The 21494-nt window shown below is 40.6% G+C and carries 18 protein-coding genes; 11 read left to right on the top strand and 7 right to left on the bottom strand.

The window, feature by feature from the left end:
• Window positions 1-112: 112 nt before the first annotated feature.
• The 5 genes from ACRWQM_RS10805 to ACRWQM_RS10785 all read left to right on the top strand — a co-directional run bounded on the left by ACRWQM_RS10805 (window position 113) and on the right by ACRWQM_RS10785 (window position 6024).
• On the top strand, window positions 113-1705 hold the full coding sequence (locus ACRWQM_RS10805) for an ABC-F family ATPase (RefSeq protein ID WP_434925851.1): 1593 nt from the start codon (window positions 113-115) through the stop codon (window positions 1703-1705).
• A 104-nt stretch (window positions 1706-1809) separates the two neighbouring features.
• Window positions 1810-2175 carry a hypothetical protein gene (locus ACRWQM_RS10800; protein ID WP_226410258.1) on the top strand — a complete coding sequence of 122 codons (366 nt, stop codon included), beginning with the start codon at window positions 1810-1812 and terminating at the stop codon, window positions 2173-2175.
• Window positions 2176-2217: 42 nt separating this feature from the next.
• On the top strand, window positions 2218-3027 hold the full coding sequence (locus ACRWQM_RS10795; RefSeq protein WP_434929991.1) for an alpha/beta fold hydrolase: 810 nt from the start codon (window positions 2218-2220) through the stop codon (window positions 3025-3027).
• A gap of 130 nt (window positions 3028-3157) precedes the next feature.
• Complete coding sequence (locus tag ACRWQM_RS10790; protein ID WP_434929990.1) at window positions 3158-5155, top strand: methyl-accepting chemotaxis protein; 1998 nt, start codon at window positions 3158-3160, stop codon at window positions 5153-5155.
• A gap of 77 nt (window positions 5156-5232) precedes the next feature.
• The gene (locus ACRWQM_RS10785; RefSeq protein ID WP_434929988.1) at window positions 5233-6024 is read left to right on the top strand and encodes a class I SAM-dependent methyltransferase; all 792 of its coding nucleotides are present in this window, start codon (window positions 5233-5235) and stop codon (window positions 6022-6024) included.
• A 56-nt stretch (window positions 6025-6080) separates the two neighbouring features.
• On the opposite strand, the gene ACRWQM_RS10780 is transcribed toward ACRWQM_RS10785, so the two are convergent.
• Window positions 6081-6779: an Hpt domain-containing protein gene (locus ACRWQM_RS10780; protein WP_434929987.1), complete on the bottom strand. Its 699-nt coding sequence runs from the start codon at window positions 6777-6779 to the stop codon at window positions 6081-6083.
• Between the two features lie 240 nt (window positions 6780-7019).
• Here ACRWQM_RS10780 and ACRWQM_RS10775 point away from each other — a divergent pair, with 240 nt between their 5' ends.
• Both ACRWQM_RS10775 and ACRWQM_RS10770 read left to right on the top strand, forming a co-directional pair.
• Window positions 7020-7427: a response regulator gene (locus ACRWQM_RS10775; protein WP_434929986.1), complete on the top strand. Its 408-nt coding sequence runs from the start codon at window positions 7020-7022 to the stop codon at window positions 7425-7427.
• Window positions 7428-7430: 3 nt separating this feature from the next.
• Window positions 7431-10187 carry a PAS domain-containing protein gene (locus tag ACRWQM_RS10770; protein ID WP_434929984.1) on the top strand — a complete coding sequence of 919 codons (2757 nt, stop codon included), beginning with the start codon at window positions 7431-7433 and terminating at the stop codon, window positions 10185-10187.
• Window positions 10188-10415: 228 nt separating this feature from the next.
• Here ACRWQM_RS10770 and ACRWQM_RS10765 read toward each other — a convergent pair whose 3' ends face one another.
• The 4 genes from ACRWQM_RS10765 to ACRWQM_RS10750 all read right to left on the bottom strand — a co-directional run bounded on the left by ACRWQM_RS10765 (window position 10416) and on the right by ACRWQM_RS10750 (window position 16500).
• Window positions 10416-12299 carry a S8 family serine peptidase gene (locus tag ACRWQM_RS10765; RefSeq protein ID WP_434925858.1) on the bottom strand — a complete coding sequence of 628 codons (1884 nt, stop codon included), beginning with the start codon at window positions 12297-12299 and terminating at the stop codon, window positions 10416-10418.
• Between the two features lie 651 nt (window positions 12300-12950).
• Window positions 12951-15077, bottom strand: a complete 2127-nt coding sequence (locus ACRWQM_RS10760) for a prolyl oligopeptidase family serine peptidase (RefSeq protein WP_434929982.1) — start codon at window positions 15075-15077, stop codon at window positions 12951-12953.
• 261 nt (window positions 15078-15338) lie between these two features.
• Window positions 15339-15884: a DUF1415 domain-containing protein gene (locus ACRWQM_RS10755; RefSeq protein WP_434925860.1), complete on the bottom strand. Its 546-nt coding sequence runs from the start codon at window positions 15882-15884 to the stop codon at window positions 15339-15341.
• Between the two features lie 16 nt (window positions 15885-15900).
• The gene (locus ACRWQM_RS10750) at window positions 15901-16500 is read right to left on the bottom strand and encodes a LysE family translocator (protein ID WP_434925861.1); all 600 of its coding nucleotides are present in this window, start codon (window positions 16498-16500) and stop codon (window positions 15901-15903) included.
• Window positions 16501-16741: 241 nt separating this feature from the next.
• Here ACRWQM_RS10750 and ACRWQM_RS10745 point away from each other — a divergent pair, with 241 nt between their 5' ends.
• Window positions 16742-17305 (top strand): DUF4136 domain-containing protein, encoded by a 564-nt coding sequence (locus tag ACRWQM_RS10745; protein ID WP_434929981.1) that lies wholly within the window; start codon window positions 16742-16744, stop codon window positions 17303-17305.
• Between the two features lie 109 nt (window positions 17306-17414).
• On the opposite strand, the gene ACRWQM_RS10740 is transcribed toward ACRWQM_RS10745, so the two are convergent.
• Complete coding sequence (locus ACRWQM_RS10740; RefSeq protein ID WP_434925863.1) at window positions 17415-17783, bottom strand: TraR/DksA family transcriptional regulator; 369 nt, start codon at window positions 17781-17783, stop codon at window positions 17415-17417.
• 191 nt (window positions 17784-17974) lie between these two features.
• Window positions 17975-18919 (bottom strand): tRNA-dihydrouridine synthase, encoded by a 945-nt coding sequence (locus tag ACRWQM_RS10735; RefSeq protein WP_226410248.1) that lies wholly within the window; start codon window positions 18917-18919, stop codon window positions 17975-17977.
• A gap of 293 nt (window positions 18920-19212) precedes the next feature.
• Here ACRWQM_RS10735 and ACRWQM_RS10730 point away from each other — a divergent pair, with 293 nt between their 5' ends.
• From ACRWQM_RS10730 to ACRWQM_RS10720, 3 genes are all read left to right on the top strand, one after another.
• Window positions 19213-19641, top strand: coding sequence for an HvfA family oxazolone/thioamide-modified RiPP metallophore (locus tag ACRWQM_RS10730; RefSeq protein WP_434929980.1), 429 nt, complete (start codon window positions 19213-19215; stop codon window positions 19639-19641).
• A 94-nt stretch (window positions 19642-19735) separates the two neighbouring features.
• On the top strand, window positions 19736-20593 hold the full coding sequence (locus ACRWQM_RS10725; RefSeq protein WP_434929978.1) for an HvfB family MNIO-type RiPP peptide maturase: 858 nt from the start codon (window positions 19736-19738) through the stop codon (window positions 20591-20593).
• Window positions 20593-21363 (top strand): HvfC family RiPP maturation protein, encoded by a 771-nt coding sequence (locus ACRWQM_RS10720; protein ID WP_434929977.1) that lies wholly within the window; start codon window positions 20593-20595, stop codon window positions 21361-21363. The genes ACRWQM_RS10725 and ACRWQM_RS10720 overlap by 1 nt, the downstream gene beginning before the upstream one ends.
• Window positions 21364-21494 lie beyond the last annotated feature (131 nt).

The raw sequence follows: 21494 nt of genomic DNA, 5'->3' as shown, positions 1-21494 counted from the left end.
CTTATAGCGTCAGGCAAAACGGTTACTTTAATTATCCTGTTAGCCATTTAGCTTATAGTTACCAAGCTTAGGTTTATTGCGCTAACACTCATACTCGATTTGGAATTTCATTTTGATTACTACAGCTAACATTACGATGCAGTTTGGTGCTAAGCCACTGTTTGAAAATCTATCAGTTAAATTTGGTGGCGGTAACCGCTACGGTTTAATTGGTGCAAACGGTTGTGGTAAATCAACCTTTATGAAAATTCTTGGCGGCGATTTAGAACCATCAAGCGGTAATGTGTCGTTAGATCCACATGAGCGTATGGGTAAATTGAGTCAAGACCAATTCGCATTTGATGAATTTAGTGTCATTGATACTGTGATCATGGGCCACAAAGAATTATGGGAAGTTAAGCTTGAACGTGACCGTATATACTCTTTAGCTGAAATGAGTGAAGAAGACGGCATCAAGGTGTCTGAGCTTGAAATGGAATTTGCTGAAATGGACGGTTACACCGCTGAATCTCGCGCGGGTGACTTATTATTGGGTGTCGGTATTGGCACTGATCAGCATTTTGGCTTAATGAGTGAAATTGCGCCAGGCTTTAAACTTCGAGTCTTGTTGGCTCAGGCGTTGTTTTCAGATCCAGACTTATTGTTACTTGACGAACCCACCAACAACTTGGACATCGATACTATTCGTTGGTTACAAGATATGTTGAACCAACGTAACAGTACCATGGTTATTATTTCCCATGACCGTTATTTCTTAAACTCAGTGTGTACTCACATGGCTGACTTAGATTACGGTGCACTGCGAGTTTATCCTGGTAACTATGATGAATACATGACTGCAGCGCAGCAGTCTCGTGAGCGTTTACAATCTGATAATGCGAAGAAAAAAGCTCAAATTGCTGAGCTTCAAGGCTTCGTGGCACGTTTCTCTGCTAACGCATCTAAAGCCAAGCAAGCAACATCACGTGCTAAACAAATAGATAAAATTAAACTTGATGAAATTAAAGCCTCAAGTCGTGTTAACCCGTTTATTCGTTTCGAACAAGAAAAGAAATTGTTCCGTAATGCGCTAGTGGTTGAAAACCTAGCCAAAGGGTACGACACACCATTATTCAGTAAACTTGATTTGATGGTTGAAGTGGGCGAGCGCATCGCTATTTTGGGCGAAAACGGTATTGGTAAAACAACACTGTTGCGCACACTAGTCCATGATATTCCACAGGATGAAGGTACGATTCAGTGGTCTGAAAACCATAACATTGGTTATTATGCTCAAGATCACGAAGCTGATTTTGCCAATGACATGACCTTGTTTGAGTGGATGAGCCAGTGGCGCAAAGAGAATGACGACGACCAATCTGTACGTGGTATTTTAGGCCGTATGTTGTTCGGTTCTGACGATATCAAAAAGTCAGTGACTGTGTTATCTGGTGGGGAAAAAGGCCGTATGTATTTTGGTAAGCTAATTATGCAAAAACCAAATATATTATTACTTGATGAACCGACTAACCACATGGACATGGAATCGATTGAGTCATTAAACAATGCGTTAGAGTTATATGAAGGCACATTAATTTTTGTGTCCCATGACCGTGCATTTGTATCGTCTTTAGCAACACGTATTATTGAATTAACCAAAGATGGTATTAATGACTTCAAAGGTACTTATGATGAGTTCCTTGGTAGCCGAGGCATTGAAAGCTAAATAATTGCTTTCGCGCCAAAATATTCAAGCCCTGAACGAAAGTTCGGGGCTTTTTGTTTTCAGGGCGGTAGACTTGAGTTATTACTAATGATGCAGAGGATCTTATGAGCCTATCCCACGAACAAGCTATTCAAGCACTAACAAATGTAAATTGCCGCAGTAACTTTAATATCAAAAACGTTACCGAATATATGCTGCCAGAGTTAAAAGAGGCAGTGTATTTACACCTTGATGCCAAAACCCCTTTGTTGATTATTCGACCCGCCTTTGAGGTATTTTCCAGCGAATTAGCTACTATTGAAGGTGTACATGCAAAATATGATTATCATCATAATGCGCAAATGACCCGTTTTCCGACTCGACGCAATAAAGGTCTATCAGAAATTCACTACGGTTTAGCCTTTAAGTTTGATAATGAAAAAGCGGTTGAAGCCTTTATTAATCGATTAATTGAAATCGTAACTGGCTAAAAAATCTGAACACATTGTGAACCCTATATAAGGAGGCTTGCCATGACACACCCTTTTGATATTAATCAATTTAATTATCGCTCAACGGGTAAGGGCTCCGCGTTAATATGGTCTCATGGTTTGCTTGGCTGCATGCAAAGTGAAGATGCGTTAGGGATTTATGCTTGGCATCGATTCCCTAAAAAACTCACCCTATTGCGATTTGATGCTATTGGTCATGGTTTATCTGCCACAACAAATAACAAATCAGACTATCTTTGGACAAGCCTTGCTGAAGATACCTATCAACTCGGCACTAAGGTGCTTAGTGATACGGCAGTCGTGTTAGGCGGTCAGTCAATGGGCTGTGCGAGCAGTTTATTTAGCGCCATTCTTCATCCTGAATGGGTTAAAGGGCTGATTTTGATGAACCCGCCTACCGCCTGGGAATTAAGGTTTAAGCAAAAAGAGTATTATCACAAAGTTGCTAAAGCCGCCAAAATGCTTGGTGGTAAAGGGTTGGCTAAAATTAATGCCAAACATATTGATAGAATGCTGCCTTCGTGGCTGATTGACGCTCATAAACACAGCGTTTTGGGCATGCTTGATGGCTTAAAAAGTATGAAGCGAGGTAGCCTTGAACAGCTGTTTTTAGCCGCAGCTGAGAATGATTTTCCAACACATGAGCAATTAGCTAAGCTTAATATTCCTTGTTTAATCCTTGCGTGGGACGGTGATGAAACGCACCCTTTGTCCTGTGCGAAAACCTTAGCTGAAGTGCTGCCTAATACGACTTTGCATGTAGCGCAAAGTATGGCTGATGTTGACGAATGGCCTGAACTGATCATCACCTTTTGTCAGCAACTAGAGTAATTACACGATACATATCACATTTTAAGCTATTATTTACTTATAACATGTTTTTTGCTTTAGTTTTTCAGGGTGTTAGTCGATATAGTCTATTATAAATGTGTGTGTTAATTACGAATAAATAAGGATTTTTATGAATTGGCAATGGATTGGTAATCTTAAAATTTCACAAAAACTAGCATTTTTAGCACTTCCCCCTTTACTTATTTCCATTATTTATGGCGGTATGTTTGTCTATAATCAATATCAAACAAAGCAACAACTCAATCTTATTCTAGTATTAACTGAGTTAGCGGTAACCAATAGTGCTTTTGTACATGAACTGCAAAAAGAACGCGGAATGAGCGCGGGTTTTATTGGCTCTAATGGTCAATCTTTCAAAGATGCTCTGCCAAAACAGCGGCAGCTGACTGATCAACAAATTAATATATTTCATGATGTTGCAGAAAGCTCTGATTTACCACCAGTATTTAGCGATAAATTATCTCAAGTGACTCAATCATTACAACAACTGCAGCAGTTGCGGGTCTCTGTTGATTCATTAACCATTTCGGTTGCGGATGAAGTTAAATATTACACCCACATGAATACGTTACTATTATCTATGGTCGACAATGCAGCTGATGAAACCAGTATTAGTGAGTTGGCGCTACGATTAAAATCTTTTGCTGCATTTTTACAAGCTAAAGAGCGCGCAGGTATTGAACGTGCGGTATTAAGTACGACCTTTGGCCAGCAAGGTTTTAAGCCTGAAATGTTCCGAAAATTTGTCACGCTAGTTGCGGAGCAAAATACCTATGCTGAGCGTTTTATCGCGTCGGCATTAAGCGAAGATGGGCAATTATATAAAGACGCATTACAATCAGCGGCGTTTACAGATGTTGATAATATGCGCAATATCGGTTTTTCGCAAAATACCGATGCAATAGCACAACAAAACCCAGAAGATTGGTTTAAAACATCAACTGTTAGAATAAATATTCTTGCCGATATCGAACAAAAATTGGCACAAAGGCTACAGCAATTGGCGCAATCTAAGCTAGATTATGCCTCCCAGCAAATGTTTACTTCATTACTGGCGTTAATTATAGCGCTGTCATTTGTTGTGCTTGTGACTCTAAGTATTGCTAAATATTTACATGTTAGCTTACGAAAAGTACAACAAACCATTACTCATGTAGGGGCTAATTTTGATTTAACCACTCGCATTGACCATCAAACCTCTGACGAGTTTGGCCAGCTGGCATTGTCCTTTAACAGCATGATGGTGGAATTTGAAAATATTATCATGCAAGTGAGGAAAAATGCGCTCAGTTTGGTCAATGCTGTAGAAAAGATGAATGGCTTTACCAGTGCAATGCAAACAGATGTATCAGAAGGTTCTGCTGAAGCTGAGCAAGTCGCGTCAGCGATGACCGAGATGAGTGCTACCGTTACCCAAATTGCGGCTAATGCCGTGCAAGCATCAGAAGCATCTGCTCAAGCTAATTCAGAGGCTAAACTGGGTAATAGTGATGTGAGTAAAACTAGCTATGCGATTAAAGCGTTAGCGAATGAGATTAGTGATGCCGCCACAGCAATTCAAAATTTAGATCAAGATGTGCATGATATTGTCACTATTTTGGATGTGATCAGCTCTATTGCTGAGCAGACAAATTTATTGGCACTTAATGCTGCTATTGAAGCTGCAAGGGCGGGAGATCAAGGACGAGGTTTTGCTGTTGTTGCAGATGAAGTACGTACATTGGCACAACGTTCTCAAAAATCGACTGAAGATATTAAAACGATGACTGATAAGCTTAAAGCGGGTGCTGCACTGGCGGTTAAAGCGATGGAACGTGGTAAAGAACAAGCTGATAAAAGTGTGGATGAAGCAGTGCATGCAGGTAAAGAGCTTAGCCTTATCGTAGAGCATGTAGGTGTGATAGATAGAATGAATGAGCAAATAGCGACTTCTACACATGAGCAATCTGCTGTTGCGGAAGAAGTTAATCGTAACGCATTAAAAATTAGTGAAATTTATCAACATACCCAAGATATAGTCCATCAAATTGCTGAGTTGAATGACCTACTCCTAAATGATGCCAGTGGTATGTCGGGAACCGTCAGTAAATTTACCTTATCAAAATAGGTTTACTACCACTATCACTATTAATATTAGTAAAATACAAGCCGAGCATATGCTCGGTTTTATTTTGGGAACGTTAAATGGATTTATGTAAAGATTATCTCACCAGCAACAAAGCTACCTGGAATGCTCGAACTCAGGTACACGTAGCCTCGAAATTTTACGACGTCGACGGTTTTTTAAATGGCGCATCATCATTAACTGAAATTGAGACGCATGAGTTACCCGACGTTAACGGCAAAACCTTGCTTCACTTACAATGTCACTTTGGTTTGGACAGCCTATCGTGGGCTAGAAAAGGTGCGATTGTTACCGGTGTCGATTTATCGGATAGTGCGATTGAAAAGGCTAATGAGCTTGCATCTGCAATTAATGTCGATGCTCGCTTTATTTGCCATGATGTTTATCAATTTGGTGAATTAGTTAAACCTGAGTTTGATATTGTATTTACTTCATTTGGGGTAATTTGCTGGTTACCTGATTTAACCCTTTGGGCCCAAACCATAGTCAATAGTTTAAAGCCGGGGGGATTATTTTATATGGCCGAATTTCATCCATTTAATGACGTAGTGGAAGGCTATGGTTATTTTAATCGCGCTCAACCGGATATAGAACAAGAAGGTACTTATACTGAAAATTGTGATGGTACTGAACATACTGTGGTTACTTGGGCACATCCGATAAGCGATGTGATTAATGCATTATTAGCTGCGGGTTTACAGCTTAAGCATTTTAATGAATTTGACTATAGCCCTTATAATTGCTTTGCAGGGCTAAGCTTGGATGAAAGTAGTGAAGTCCCACGTTATCAGATGATTAAAAATAACCAAGCGATGCCTTTGGTCTACTCGTTGAGTGCAATAAAATTATAAAACTTTGCCTATACTGCATTGTTTTTGGGGATAGTACCTATGAGGTAAAGCGAGTTCTATAATCTTTCAGATAGGGAAGATAATTCAGTAAGTGCTTTTTCGAAATCAAGTACCTCTACAGCATCACATAACGCAGTGAAGTTGTGCTCAAGGGATAGCTTCTGGGCTCGGTTACTTTGAAGTAGTTCAGCGATATCGACAGCTTTGAGATTAAAATCGTCTAGGTGTTGCTTAAGTTCAGCTAGGATCAACTTCAGTTCAGTGAGGGTATATTCAGCTTGCTGCGGTGCTGACTCTGAGGGTTTTATTTGTGATTGATTGAGTAAAAGTGCATGAATACTCGATAGATCCGTTTGTGCTACAAAACGTAATTGTTCAGCTAGGTCGACACAAAGCATATCAAAGGCTGAAGCATTAGAGTCATAAGCTTGCTTTAGCTTAGTTTCACACTCACACAAATCGCGATACAATGATGATAAGCCCGTTGATCCTGCACTGCCTTTAAGAGTATGGACAATTCCCAGTATTTCTTTGGCATTTTTTTGCGCGATCATCAATGCCAAATTTTGCAGTTGTTGCTCCAAATTGTCTTCAAAAACGCTGATTAAGCGCCGATAGAATTTCTCATTCCCCCCAAAAGGTTGTAGTAAATTTTCGAGCGTCTTAGTTGTCGATTCTGAGCTACACTTATCTGTGATATTTTCATCAATGTCATTGACCGAATGCTGATTAACAGGCTCTTTATTCGTTTTCATAACTATGGTTCTCGGCTTATGATGACTTTTTAAGTTTACTATATGTAAAGATAATAGCAGCTTAATCGATATCTTGTTGCTGAATCCAGCACTTATATCTATCTATATAGATAATCCTGAGCTATTGTGAATCAATGATTTTATTCAACAACTTAGTTTGCTATAAAGAAATTATCATACAATAATTAGTAAATCAGTTTAACTCAATTTTTTGGGGATCCCCATCATACTGGAGCCTGCATGCCACTAGAGAAAATTTTACACGTAGAAGATGCTGAGACAATTCGAGTTATCGTCGAAATGGCTCTGGTTGATATATCTGGGTTTACTTTAGTATCTTGCGATGGTGGTTATGAGGCCATCAAACAGGTGGAGCACTTTACGCCAGACCTAATATTGTTAGATGCCATGATGCCGGGTATAGATGGTTTACAAACGCTGGCTGAAATTCGTAAAAAACCCCATTGCCAAACAATCCCAGTTGTTTTTATGACCGCGCGTATTCAGCAGTCGGAAATGCAAGAATATTTGAATGCTGGCGCAGTTGCTGTTATTGAAAAACCCTTCGATGCTATGAGTCTTGGCGATAAATTAGAATCTATTTATCAGGCTTACTTTGCATCACAAGACACAAATAATCCGGAGTAACTGATGCAAACTCCTTTGTTGCCTACCTGCGAGAAAGAAAGACTTATCGTATTACAAAATACTGGGCTGCTAGATACGCTGCCAGAGCAACGTTTTGATCGCTTAACCCAGTTAGCAAAACTGTGCCTAGGTACAGAAATCGTGCTTGTATCATTGGTTGATACCGACCGACAGTGGTTTAAATCTAAACAAGGTCTTGATGCCTGCGAGACCGGCCGAGATATCTCATTCTGTGGCCATGCCATTTTATCAAAGGGCATTTTTGAAGTTCCAGATACCTTACTTGATAGCCGATTTGCAGATAATCCTTTAGTGCTAGACGCACCATTTATTCGCTTTTATGCCGGTGTGCCTTTGGTGGTTAAAGGGCAAAATATTGGCACACTTTGCTTTATTGATAGCCAGCCTCGCCATTTTACTGAAAAAGAGCGCCAGATGGTATTCGGGTTTGCTAAGAGTGTTGAACAGGAAATTCACGACAGATTACAAGAGCAGGCCCATGATCAATTAGCGGCAAGTGAGTTACTTTATCGCTCAGTTCTAGAAGGAACGCGAATAGGGACTTGGCAGTGGAATATTGAAACCGGTGAAACGGTTTATAACGATCGCTGGGCTGAGATTATTGGTTATCAGCTTGAGGAGCTTGAACCCATTTCGATAGAAACCTGGATAGCTATGACACATCCAGATGATTTAGCTAACTCTAATATCTCACTCCAAGAGCATTTTAATGGTTTAACCGAGTTTTATGATATTGAATGTCGAATGAAACATAAAGACGGCCACTTTGTATGGGTACATGACAGAGGTAAAGTGGTTTCATATACCGCTGATGGTAAGCCTCTTATGATGTACGGCACCCATGCCGATATCACCACACAAAAGCATAACCAGTTAGCATTAATGCACAGCCGAGACCAGTTTAAGACTTTGGTCGCCAATATCCCTGGGGTGACTTACCGATGTAAAGCCGATGAGCACTGGACTATGCTATTTATGAGCGAGCATATCTACTCGCTTGTAGGCTATTCTGCTAGTGATTTTATCGATAATACTGTGCGCAGTTATGCCAGTGTTATTCATCCAGAAGACAGGGTACTTATAGTTAATCTTGTTGAAAAAGCGATACTGAATCTATCTAGCTGGGTAATCACTTACCGTGTGTTGCATCAAAATGGTTCAGTTATGTGGGTGGAAGAGCATGGCGCCGCCGAATATGATAGTAACGGAGTAGTGCAGTTTCTCGACGGTTTTATCATGGATGTCACTAAAGAAAATAAGCTGCAGGACCAATTGTTAAAATTGACCCAGCAGCTTCCTGGTGTAGTTTATCAGTTCCAGTTATGGCCTGACGGACGCAGTGCGTTTCCTTATGCTAGTGATGCAATTAAAGATATTTATGGTGTGACACCGGAAGAGGTTCTTAGCGATGCATCGAATGCATTTGCCAAAATTTATCCTGAAGATTTAGCTGCTGTTGGCCACAGTATTGAGCAATCTAGTCAACAACAGACTATCTGGGAACAGGAATATCGTGTTTACCGGGATGACAATTCACTTATGTGGCTATCTGGCAAAGCTACACCTGAAATGATGCCCGACGGCAGTACTTTATGGCATGGTTATATTCATGATATTACCCAGACTAAAGAATATTACCTCAAACTTGAGGAACTCAATTTACAGCTTAATGTTGCCCAGCAAAGTCTTGACTTAGCCAGTGAGCAAGCTCAAATTGGTTATTGGCATGCATCGCTTAAACATGGAACCTTATGGTGGTCGCCGATTATTTATCAGATTTTTGGTTTTGACGCACAGGATATCGTGCCGAGTGTGACACTGTTTAAAAGCGCTGTTCATCCTGACGATATTGATAAAGTGGAAAAAAGTGAGCAGCAGGCACGCTTGACAGGTATTCACAACGTGGTTCACCGCATCATTAAGCCTAACGGTGAAGTGCGTTGGGTACATGAATTAGGGCAATTGGTTACTGAAGATAAAAATCCAGATCTTCTCATGATAGGATCTGTGCAAGACGTTACCGACAGAATGAAATTACAGCAAATGAAAGATGAATTCATCTCAACGGTAAGTCATGAGCTTCGTACCCCCTTAACGTCTATTTATGGCGCCTTAAACTTATTACAGTCTGGAAAAATTGTCACTTTACCCGCTAAAGCGGAGAAGCTGATAGACATAGCAAGCAGTAACTGTATGCAACTCAGTCGCTTGATCAATGACTTATTAGACATTGAAAAACTTGCGGCAGGTAAAATGTTATTTGAAATGCAGCGCTTAAATATAGTGCCGCTTTTACAAAGAGCGATTGATGATCATCAGCCATACGCAGACCTGCATAATATCACTTTAGCATTACAACTGGATGAGTCAATGGATGAGATTTGGCTATTTGTTGATGAACATCGTTTGTTACAAATTTTGATCAACTTTCTCTCTAACGCAGTTAAATTTTCACCAGCTACAGGAAGCGTTACTTTGTCGGCGACGATTATTGCAGGTGAGGTTGAGATTGCCGTACAAGATCAAGGAGCCGGTATACCTGAAGACTTTCAAGATAAAATTTTCGAAAAGTTTTCCCAAGCCGACGCCAGTAGTTCTAAAGCTAAAGGCGGTACTGGTTTAGGCTTAGCACTGTGTAAGGAGCTTATTGAAGCAATGAATGGCAGCATTGGCTATAACTCTGAACCAGGCTGTGGTTCTCGGTTTTATATTCGATTACCCGTTGCAGGTGATATGTAAGGCTTTACTGTACCTTGATTTGTGCAGCATGATTAAGGCTGCTTTTTTGTGAAACTTTAGTATCAGTGCACAAGGTTAATTACTGCAGTGCACTTTTCATCAGTCTAGAGTGATACACGTGTTGTTTTAACTCAACCATGAATCAAAAAAGTAAGATTAAAAATGCCGCTTACTTCTAGTCAGAAATAAGCGGCAGTTTCATTTTTAGTTATTAATATTTATCAAATATTAATAACTTGCTACTAAACTTACACCCGAATAGCTAGTGTATCCTAACATCATTACATGGTAGGTGGTTTCCACTGTAGGGGTTAGTGAACAGGTTTCATTATTGCCATTTTTGTATGGACGGCAATCAAAACTGCTCGTGCTAGGCTGGCTACCGGCTTTAACATATAAATCCGCATCGCCGTTGCCACCACTCATCGCTACAGTCAATGTTTTGTTTGCGGGTACAACGACTTTATAGAAAGTCTGCGAACTGCTAGTGCCAGTTAGGCCTGTTCTTGCTACGCCATTGACTAGACAATCACTGCCTGAGCAACTGGTGCCGCCTCCTACGCTATAGTCAGCCATTAGGTTAGCATTTGAGTAGGCTGCATAACCCTGTACCATGACATACCACTTACCCGCAGCTGGATTGGTAAAATCACAACTTTCATTATTGCCCGTTTTATAGGGGCGACATTGATAACTATTCACTGTCGGTTTGATACCTTGACTGACATAAATGTCCGCATCACCAGATCCTCCAGCTAATGCAATGGCAAGACTTGAAGCATTTGCTGGCACATCGATGAAATAATAGTTCGCTGAACCCTGAGCCCCAGAAGTACTAATAGCTTGTCCATCTAAAAGCTCAGTATCTGTTGGCGGTGGGCAATTAGTACCACAACCACCCACTTCGTCTAACGAGAATAGCAGTGTGTTGGGTGAGCCCGTTTTTGCATCAGATACTTTACCGCCACTGCCACGCGTGGTCAGTAAGCTTGTCACTTGAGCTGGCGTCATAGTTGGAGTTTGATTAAGATAAACCGCAGCAACACCAGCTACATGGGGAGCTGCCATTGAGGTTCCGCTGATGGTATTTGTTGCACTATTTGAAGTATACCAAGCTGAAGTAATGCTTGAACCTGGGGCATAAATATCAAGACAAGTACCATAGTTGGAAAAACTTGAACGGGAGTCAGAGCTTGTTGTTGAGCCTACTGTGACAGCATTGGCTGCACGAGCAGGAGAGTAATTACAAGCATTGCTATTGTCATTACCAGCAGCGACAACAAAACTGATACCTGCTGCAACAGCAGCATTCACTGCATCATCGGTTGCTTGTGATGCGCCGCCACCTAAACTCATGTTAGCAACTGAAGGGCCTGAGGCATTATTTTTGACCCAGTTAATACCAGCAATGACGCCTGAGTTACTGCCAGACCCACTACAATTTAGTACGCGAACACCGACGATGTTAACGTTTTTGGCAACCCCGTAACTTGAACCACCAATCGTACCCGCTACATGTGTACCGTGACCATTACAGTCAGTGGCATCAAAGTCATTATCAATAAAATCATAACCACTACTGGCGCGGCCACCAAATTCATTATGGCTAGTCAGTACTCCAGTATCAACCACATAAGCTGTGACACCAGAACCATCGTAATCATAGTGATAGTTATTATCTAAGGGTAAATCTCGCTGATCTATTCTGTCTAACCCCCAGGTAGGGCTTCCCTGATTACCACTGGCCGTTATCACCGGTGAGATAGACATCATTTGATCTTGTTCTATGTATTTAATTTTGGGGTCATTTTGAAGTTCAGCAATTTGTTTGGCATTGGCATTAATTAATACACCATTTAATGCACTACCAAAGTTTTTTACTACGCTAATATCGTAGTTAGTGGCCAGTATATTCGCTTGCTGAGTTGAAAAGTCAGCTAAGGCTGATACGTCTTGAAGATTCAACACGCTAGGGGTATTAAATACCACGATATAATTATCTTTAATCGCTTTTGAACTGTCGACTAGAAGTAATTCTGCTGCCTGGGATTGAATTGGAAGTGTGCTCAGAGCTGCCAATACCGCAAGGGCTATTTTATGTTTTTGTATCATTTGATTCTCCATATTGTTGTTGCCTCCATGAATGTCGAGACTTATCCAAAATAGATTAAAAAGTGACACATTTGTTTATTTTTTGTAGTGCGCCGGTTGGGTTTTAGGTTGATTTGGTAACAATTTGTTTACATGTTGAGCATGAAAGCCGACTTGCAGATCCTAGAATAAATTACAGTATTAGTAATAAAGTAGGGGGTGGGAAGTTGGTTGATTTTAGTGAAATTTATTAATTTTTATATCTATCATGCCTTTAGGTATTTCTCATTCTAATTTTAATGCTTTTTTTGTAAGTCTTAAGGTGGGGGTTGTGGTTTGATTTTTAGGTTAAAAGTATTAATCTTTTCTGCGATTGGTTGTTATCTTATGGAGGAAATGAGATGGCCATTTATTAAAAGGTCATTTTCAATCACAGAGATAAACATGTTTAGTTTCTGATAAATATAAGTATTTTAGTTAACCGAAACAAATGTAATCCCCTTTACTATATTGTTCTGTATAAATAATTGGCTCAAAAAAACCAGTCATTTGACTGGTTTTGTGTTTTGCTGGTTATTATGGATTGCGAGTACAGACTGTTAATACAGCTTGCTAATCACGACAAAAATAGCGTGATTAGCGCTGCAACTACCTGAGCTGTAACTTTAGCCGTTATTTCAGCTGCTGTAGCAAATAGGCATACACTAAGCTTGAAAGCTCGGCAGCTTGTTTGTTGTCTGCTGCACCAGCATGACCACCTTCCATATTTTCGTAATACAGCACATCAATTCCCATAGACTCCATTTTAGCGACCATTTTACGGGCGTGCCCAGGGTGGACACGGTCATCACGGGTTGAGGTGGTGAAGAAGGCCTTAGGATACTTTTTGCTTTTATCTAAATTATGGTACGGCGAATAAGTTTTAATATAAGCCCATTCTTCAGCGATATCTGGATTACCATACTCGCCCATCCAGCTAGCTCCCGCTAACAATTGACTGAAGCGTTTCATATCCAATAACGGTACTTGGCATACCACAGCATTGTATAAGTCAGGGCGGCGAGTCAGCGCTGCGCCCATTAATAGGCCGCCGTTACTGCCGCCTTGAATGCCTAAATGCTGGCTTGAGGTGATGTTTCGGCTAATAAGATCTTCTGCTATGGCTTCAAAATCTTCATAGGCTTTATGACGATTTTGCTTTAACGCCGCCTGGTGCCAAGCTGGGCCATATTCGCCACCACCGCGTATGTTTGATAATACGTACACACCGCCTTGTTCTAGCCAGTTTTTACCTATGGTTGCTGAATATTTAGGGCGAAGTGAAATCTCAAATCCGCCGTAACCGTAAAGTAGGGTTGGATTCTTACCATTGAACTTCAGGTTTTTATCCATCACCACAAAGTAGGGTACTTTAGTGCCATCTTTTGAGGTGGCAAAGTATTGTTCAGTAACAAATCTTTCAGCATCAAACTGTTGTGGCAGCGACTTTAGTTTATTGATCGCTAATGTATTACCTTGCACTTCATACAAGCTAGAAGGCTCGAGAAAGCTGTTGTAATCGACATAGAAATCATCTCTGTCTTGCTCTATGTCAAAAATAGTCAGGCTGCCGTTAGCATCGAATGCCACCGGAGTTTGTACCCAGCTGCTGTCTGCTTTGGGCTCAAAACGTAACAGTTTGCTTTTTACATCTTCCAGGTAGTTAACGTATACCGCGCTTTTGCTAAAAGCGACCTGCGCGATAGCTGAATGGGCATCAGGGGCGGTTAATAACTGGTATTCTGGTTTGGCGCTAATAAGAGAGGCGACAGGCGCATAAACGACAGCCCCTTGAGCCAGTTTTTGACTGGTTAGCTCACTTTTAAGTTCAAGATAGATATTACCCTTGAAGTAGCCTTTAATTTCAGCGTCTTTGGGAATATTCAATTCAGTGAGTTTGCCTTGATCATAGACAAAGTGACTGGCAGTGTAGAAAGTATGATAATCGCCAATTAACACTATTTTCGATTCACCATCATCCAGTACCTGAGCGCCTGCGGCGACTGAGCTTTTATCTGACTGATAAATAAAGCTGGCTTTATCTAAGGCAGTGCCGCGTTGCCAAAGTTTGACTACGCTAGCATAGCCTGAATCTGTCATGCCTTCGGTGCCGCCAAAATCTGTCGCGACAAAGACTTGATCCTGGTTTAACCAGGTGAGATCAGATTTTGCTTCGGGTAATAAGAAACCATTTTTAATAAAGCTTTTAGTTTTTAGATTAAATTCCCGCACTTCAACCGCATCTGCGCCGCCACGGGAAAGTGATACTAAACACAGCGTATTGTCAGGGGTGTGACAATTAATGCCTTTAAAGACCCAGCTGACATCATCGGCTTTGGCAATGGCATCTATGTCTAAAACCGTTTCCCATTTAGGGTCATCTTTTACGTATTCGGCTAAGCTAGTACGGCGATATATGCCACGAACATGGGTTTCGTCTTTCCAAAAATTATACAGGTACTCACCCTTGCGTTCGGCATAGGGGATCCTGTCTTTACTGTTTAAAATAGCCAGTGAATTATCTACTAAGGTTTCAAAACCTTTATAAGACTTTATGGCTGCTGCGCTGTGGGCATTTTTTTCAGTTACCCAAGCCAAAGGCTTTTTACCTTCGACCTCTTCAAGCCATTGAAAGCTGTCTGTTTGCTCTGCCATTAATGCTGCCTTTACTGTTGTTTGTTGTACTACTGCTTGTTCCGCAAAGGCCGCTGTGGCGGTTATGCTACTTAAGACGCACAATGAAACGAGTGCCTTATTCATGTCCTTATCCCTTCTGCTACGGTTATTAGATCGGTAATCGCTGACTAAGCTAACCGAATCACGATATAAATCAAACAAGCGTGATGCATTTTTATTGTTATAAAGCTGTAAATATTTACTGCTTATTGGTTGTTATCCAGCTTATTTACTAGCATGGATTAAGACAATGTATTAGGTGTATTTTTTTTAATAAAAAAGCCTCAAGGTAACTCCTTAAGGCTTGGGTTTGACGCTATCGTGACTATGTCGCGATAAGAGAACTTACTGCTGGCACTCTTTAAGCAACTTAATAAAAAACTCGCTCCCTTTACGCTGAGCAAATTCGATATTTCGCTCTGGTATTGACTCAGGATCATCATAATCCGCTAAGGCCTTTTCCATACTAGCCTCTCTGATAAGATGCAATGTTGGGTAAGGGGAGCGATTAGTATAATTGGCTGGGCTATCTTGAGGTTCACCATCAAAACAATAGTCAGGGTGAAAACTGGCTATTTGGAACACTCCTTCAAATCCTTGCTCAACTAAAAGGTCGTTGGCTAAATCAACTAGGTCAAGATAGGGATAAAAGCCTTCAAATCCTCGGGGCAAAATAAACAGCGTAGTTTCAATGTCTGGTTGCTGTTCAAGTAAAATACATTCCATCACAAAGGCTTCAAGCACCTTTTTTACTTTAGCTTCTTCACAGGCGTAGTATCTAATGGTGCCGCGCTCCACTTCACGTCGTGCAAATGGGCAAATATTATATTTTACAATTACCCGCTTAACCCAATTTTCTGATTCAGCAATGCATGGATGTAAATCTGACATAAATTAGCCTATCTTTTTAATGATTTGGAATGACCATCGGAATGATGGATGCCACGAGTAATATTGCCATACTGATATTAAATATTCGTTGTTGGCGTTCATTTTTAAGAATGCGCTTTAAGGCGACACCAAAGCCAAGCCAAACGATGGCGCAGGGAAATGCGACACACAAAAACACACCGGCAATAGTGATAACTTGAGGTGTGAGATCCTGGTGTACAGTGGTGAATGTGGCTATTGCGCCCACAGCCATAATCCAGCCTTTGGGATTTACCCATTGAAAAGCCGCTGCCTGTAGAAAGCTAAAAGGCTTGCTGATTTTTTTACCTTCCATCTTGCTACTGCTATTGGCAATAAGCCATGAGAGGTATAACAAATAGCTTATCCCTAGCACTTTGATGATGGTATGTAAGATGGGGTAGGTTTGAAATACCGCTGCCATGCCTAAGCCTACAGCAAGGATCATTAGCGGAAATCCAAGGCTAATGCCAAGAAGGTGAGGTACACTTTGTTTAATACCAAAGTTAACACCTGATGTCATTAACATGATGTTATTAGGGCCAGGGGTGATACCTGAAGAGAATGCAAACAATGCAATGGCGAAGACCAGTTCCATTTTGAGTCAATTTATCCGGATCAATACATTAATGGCTGGCATTCTAACCAGTAACGTAATGACAATCTAATAAAAAGTTTACAAGAATAGATACTCGTTAATAAATTATTGTTATCTTAAGTTTATCGGGTTAATTGACTCGAATATTTTTCGCGATTTTGTATCAAACTCTGCACTAACACTGCACTAACACTGCACAATGTCATCTGAGTCAAAGGTGGCGAAAATAGGGCCATTATTTATGTTAAAACACTTTAGTCAGTTTATTCTCTCTGTTTGTATGGTTATGCTAACAGCGTGTTCCGCCTCCAATATCGAGTCGATTCCAACAAGCCGCGTTACTATGGTTACTAGCGGTGATTTATCTTCTGTTGCCAAAACCTATGCCTGGCATGCAAGCATGTTTTCAGTCCATACAACCAATAAAATAGATGAACAAACCTTAAAGACTCAGTTACGTGACTCAGTAGATAAGATAATGGCTGAAAAAGGCTATCTGGTGGTAAATACTACTGACTCTCCACAAATGACGATTGGTTTTGGTATGGCATTAGCATCAGAGATGAGCGATGCTGAAATATTAGCTAAGGCCGGGTTAGTGCCAGGGCTTGCTACTCAGGGAGTGGATAGCGAACATGAAAAAGGTTCTGTGCTGATAGCCTTATTTAATCCAATCGTCGAACAACCTTTCTGGCGTGTGTTAGCCCAAGGCTTTACCGAACCAGATAACAACATGGCACAAAGAGAAGCCCGTTTTGATAACTTAGCCCGAATGATGCTTAATTCGGTTCCCAAAGCAGATTGATTTAAGCTGTTAAATATCCATGCCAACAAGTAATACTTATTAAAAGGTTTTGATATAAAAATACAGCATTGTTGGTTAACGGTTTTGTTCCAGTGGTATCATCATAATATTAATGGTTTAAACGTAATTCATGCCGATGTTCCTGGTTGTAACGAGCGGCACAGATACTACAGCGTTGTTCAGTGGGATCGCTTTGTAAGCGTGATGCTTCTATTTCTGATTCACAATCTGAACATAGACCATATAAGCCTAAATCAAGTTGGCATAATGCGGCGTCTAAACGCATTAGGCGCTCAAATGAGCCGCAATCGGTAAGCTTTAATTCGCCAAGATAATCAATAAGGTTAGATAAATCCATTTGCTGAATAATATTGAGCTGCAGATCTGCAAGATGCTGCTGAATAAGCCCAAGACCAATTTCTGATCTAAGCGCTATCTCAATTTTTGATAATTGCGCTCGAATGTCCTGATTTTTCACCACATAACCTTTATTAGAGATAATCAATATAGCATGCCATTTTACGGGCTAGAAAAACCTGAGTTATGATGAAGATCAATTCTGAGTCAGATTTTAGCCATCAAACAGCATGTGTAGATTAAATTTTGTTAATCTACACATGCGAAAAAGACAATTAACCGAAAGGTTGGTAGGAGAAAAGTAACCAATATCTAATTGAGTTCGTGTTGTGCTTTGTTTAACACAGATACAATTTCATCGGCGGTTTTAAATACTCTTAATTCACGAAATAAATCATCTGCTTGTGGGTATTGTCTATTCAAATAACAAAACCATTGTTTAATCCGTGCAGGCAAGTAATCTGCTTTTTTACCACTCAATTGTTTATCGGTATAACCGAGCAGTAAATCTAAGGTTTCAGCCCAAGTATAAGGTTGGCTACCATTTTTGATACACGCCCCTAAATTAGGCAATGAAATTGCGCCGCGGCCAATCATAATGTCGCTACAGCCAGTCACTTCCATACAGCGTTTTGCATCGGCTTCATTCCATATCTCGCCATTGGCAATAACAGGTATAGGTAAGCGTTTTTTAACTTCAGTGATGTATTCCCAATAAGCAGGTGGCTTGTATCCATCAACTTTACTGCGGGCATGGATGGCTATTTCACTCGCACCTGCTTCATATATGGCTAGAGCATTTTCCATAAACAGTGACTTATCTTCGTAACCTAAACGAATTTTAGCGGTAACCGGCTGTTCAGCTGGTACGGCTTGGCGCATGGCTTTTACAATATTATGAAGACTATCAGGGTATTGAAGTAAGACAGCGCCACCTTTATTTTTGTTAACAATTTTTGCTGGGCAGCCAAAGTTAACATCTACACCACGGGAGCCAAGTTCAACCGCACGAACAGCATTCTCAGCCATCCACTCAGGATGTTGACCGAGTAATTGCACTCTTACCGGTGTACCGTTAGGTGTTAAACCATTATTGTGCAGTTCAGGGCATAGCTTATAGTAGACTTTTTCAGGTAATAGTTGATCCACCACACGCACAAATTCGGTAACCACTAAATCAAAAGGGTTAATAGTGGATAAAATATCGCGCATCAAATCATCAACTACGCCTTCCATCGGCGCTAATACAAGTCGCACAGCATTCTCACAGGTTAAAAATAAAGGGCGTCATTTTAACCTGAAACTCGGATGATGCCAGTGTTAGTTTTACAGGCTTAAGCTTAAAATTTAAAAACGTATTGAAACCATCAGGATATGCTCTATGATTAAGTAGCTTTGTTAATTCCTAACAGCTTTAGGAATGGCAAATGTTGATCAAGTTAAAATTATTTTAAATTTTTTGAAATTTATTATTTAGTCGCTAGGTCTTTATATGCAAGCCAGCAATGATGTTGGTCATCATTCAAAATTTATTTACAAGGAATCAAAACATGAACTCAATTAAGCAAACTACCTTAGCAGTGGCTTTAGGCGCAGTAGTAATGAGTGCTGGCATGGCAACAGAAGCACAAGCAAACCCATTTGGATTCGAGCAACTGACCCAAGGTTACCAATTAGATGGTGGCGAAGGTAAATGTGGTGAAGGTAAATGCGGCGCTGACATGAAAAAAACAGCTGAAAAAGCGGCTGAAGGTAAATGTGGTGAAGGCAAGTGCGGCGGCGACATGAAAAAAAGCGCTGAAAAAGCAGCCGAAGGTAAATGTGGCGAAGGCAAGTGCGGCGGCGACATGAAAAAAAGTGCTGAAAAAGCAGTTGAAGGTAAATGTGGCGAAGGCAAGTGTGGCGGCGACATGAAAAAAACTGCTGAAAAAGCCAAAGAAGGTAAATGTGGTGAAGGTAAGTGTGGTGGTAACAAATAACCACAAATTTATCTAAACAATTATTCTCCAAATAAGGCCTGTTTTCAGGCCTTATGTTTATTGTAAATAAGTACTTTGTTGTAAGGATTTGTCTATGTCTGCTGCCCATCAAATAATGCCTAATGCGATGGTAGGTTTAGGTCTTAGGCGGGAAATGTTGGACGAGTTCTGTCTGCTTACTCCTAAAGCGATAGAGTTTTTTGAAGTGGCACCAGAAAACTGGATGACCTTAGGCGGCAAATATGCGCGCCAATTCAAACAGCTTACCGAACGTCATCCCTTCTTTTGTCATGGGCTCTCGTTGTCGATTGGCAGCCCTGCACCACTTGATACTGAGTTTGTCAAAAATATCAAAACCTTTTTAGACTCACATAAGATTGAAATTTACTCAGAACATTTAAGTTATTGTTCTGGGGCTGGGCATATGTACGATTTAATGCCAATACCGTTTACCGAAGAGGCGGTTATCCACACTGCCAAACGTATAAAGCAAGTTGAAGATATTTTAGAGCGACCTTTTATTGTTGAAAACGTGTCTTTTTATGCCGCTCCGGGCGCGCAGATGACTGAGCTAGCGTTTGTTAATGCTGTGCTGACTGAGGCTGATTGTAAACTGTTGCTCGATGTGAATAACATTTATGTTAATTCCGTTAATCATCAATATGACGCTAATGCATTTTTAGCAGCTATGCCTACAGAACGTATCGCTTACTTGCATATTGCGGGACATTATCAAGAAGATATTGACTTAATGGTTGATACTCATGGGGCAGATATTATCGATCCTGTATGGGCATTATTGCAGGAGTGTTATCGCATTCATGGGGTCAAACCTACCTTGTTAGAACGTGATTTTAATATACCGCCGACAGAAATATTATTGCAAGAAATCAACCAAATACATGCATTTCAACAGCAAGCAACAGCGGCACTAACAGTGAGGAAAGCCTAATGGAATTTACTGCCATTCAACAGGGCTTTATGAACTACATACGTGATCCTAGTCAGCCATTACCTGAAGGTATTGAGCCAAGACGTATGACGATTTACCGTGAGTTATTCTTTAATAATATTAATGGCTTTATTTCTAGCGCATTTCCGGTTGTTAAAACTCTGTACCATGAATCAAACTGGCTTGCGTTAGTACAACAGTTTTTTGTTGAGCATGATTGTCACACGCCTATATTTATTGAAATAGCAGGCGAGTTTTTAGCGTTTTTACAGCAGTATCAATTAAAACCGACTGACCCGATTTTTCTATTAGAGTTGGCGCATTATGAATGGTTAGAATTAGTGGTTGCCACCACTCAAGCTAGCCTAACACAGCAAGCACTAACCATTGAACAGTTAGCGACTTGCCCGTTGCAAATATCAGCCTGTGCAAAAGTGGCGCAATACCAATTTGATGTGCAACATATTAGTGTAGATTATCAGCCAGTTGAACCGCCTGAGCAACCGCAATATTTTTGTGTTTACCGTGACCTTGACGATGAGGTGGCATTCTTACAGTTGAACCCATTAACCGCACAGGTATTAGCATTAGTTGCACAGCGTACCGATTTAACAGGGAAAAATCAGCAACAGCAGAACTTCACATTAGCTGAAATAGTCACTTGGTTAACAGAGCAATACCCACAGATGCAAACCGAGGTATTGACCAATGGATGTGTGCAATTGTTGTCGCAAATGGTTGAAAAAGGCATTGTCGTTACCAGTCGATAATATTGACAATAAAGGCCATAAAAAATTTAAGGTTTTTATTGTCAATGATTCCCAGTAAAATGCCGCCGTTGTGATCCGGTTCACGTTTTTTGCGTAATATATAACGCGATATGTTAACTGGAACACAGGTC

It is taken from the genome of Shewanella sp. HL-SH5 (assembly GCF_051163755.1).
Classification (GTDB): Bacteria; Pseudomonadota; Gammaproteobacteria; order Enterobacterales; family Shewanellaceae; genus Shewanella; species Shewanella glacialimarina.
Note: the sequence above shows the minus strand (reverse complement) of the source record. Positions and strands in the feature narration are given on the sequence as shown.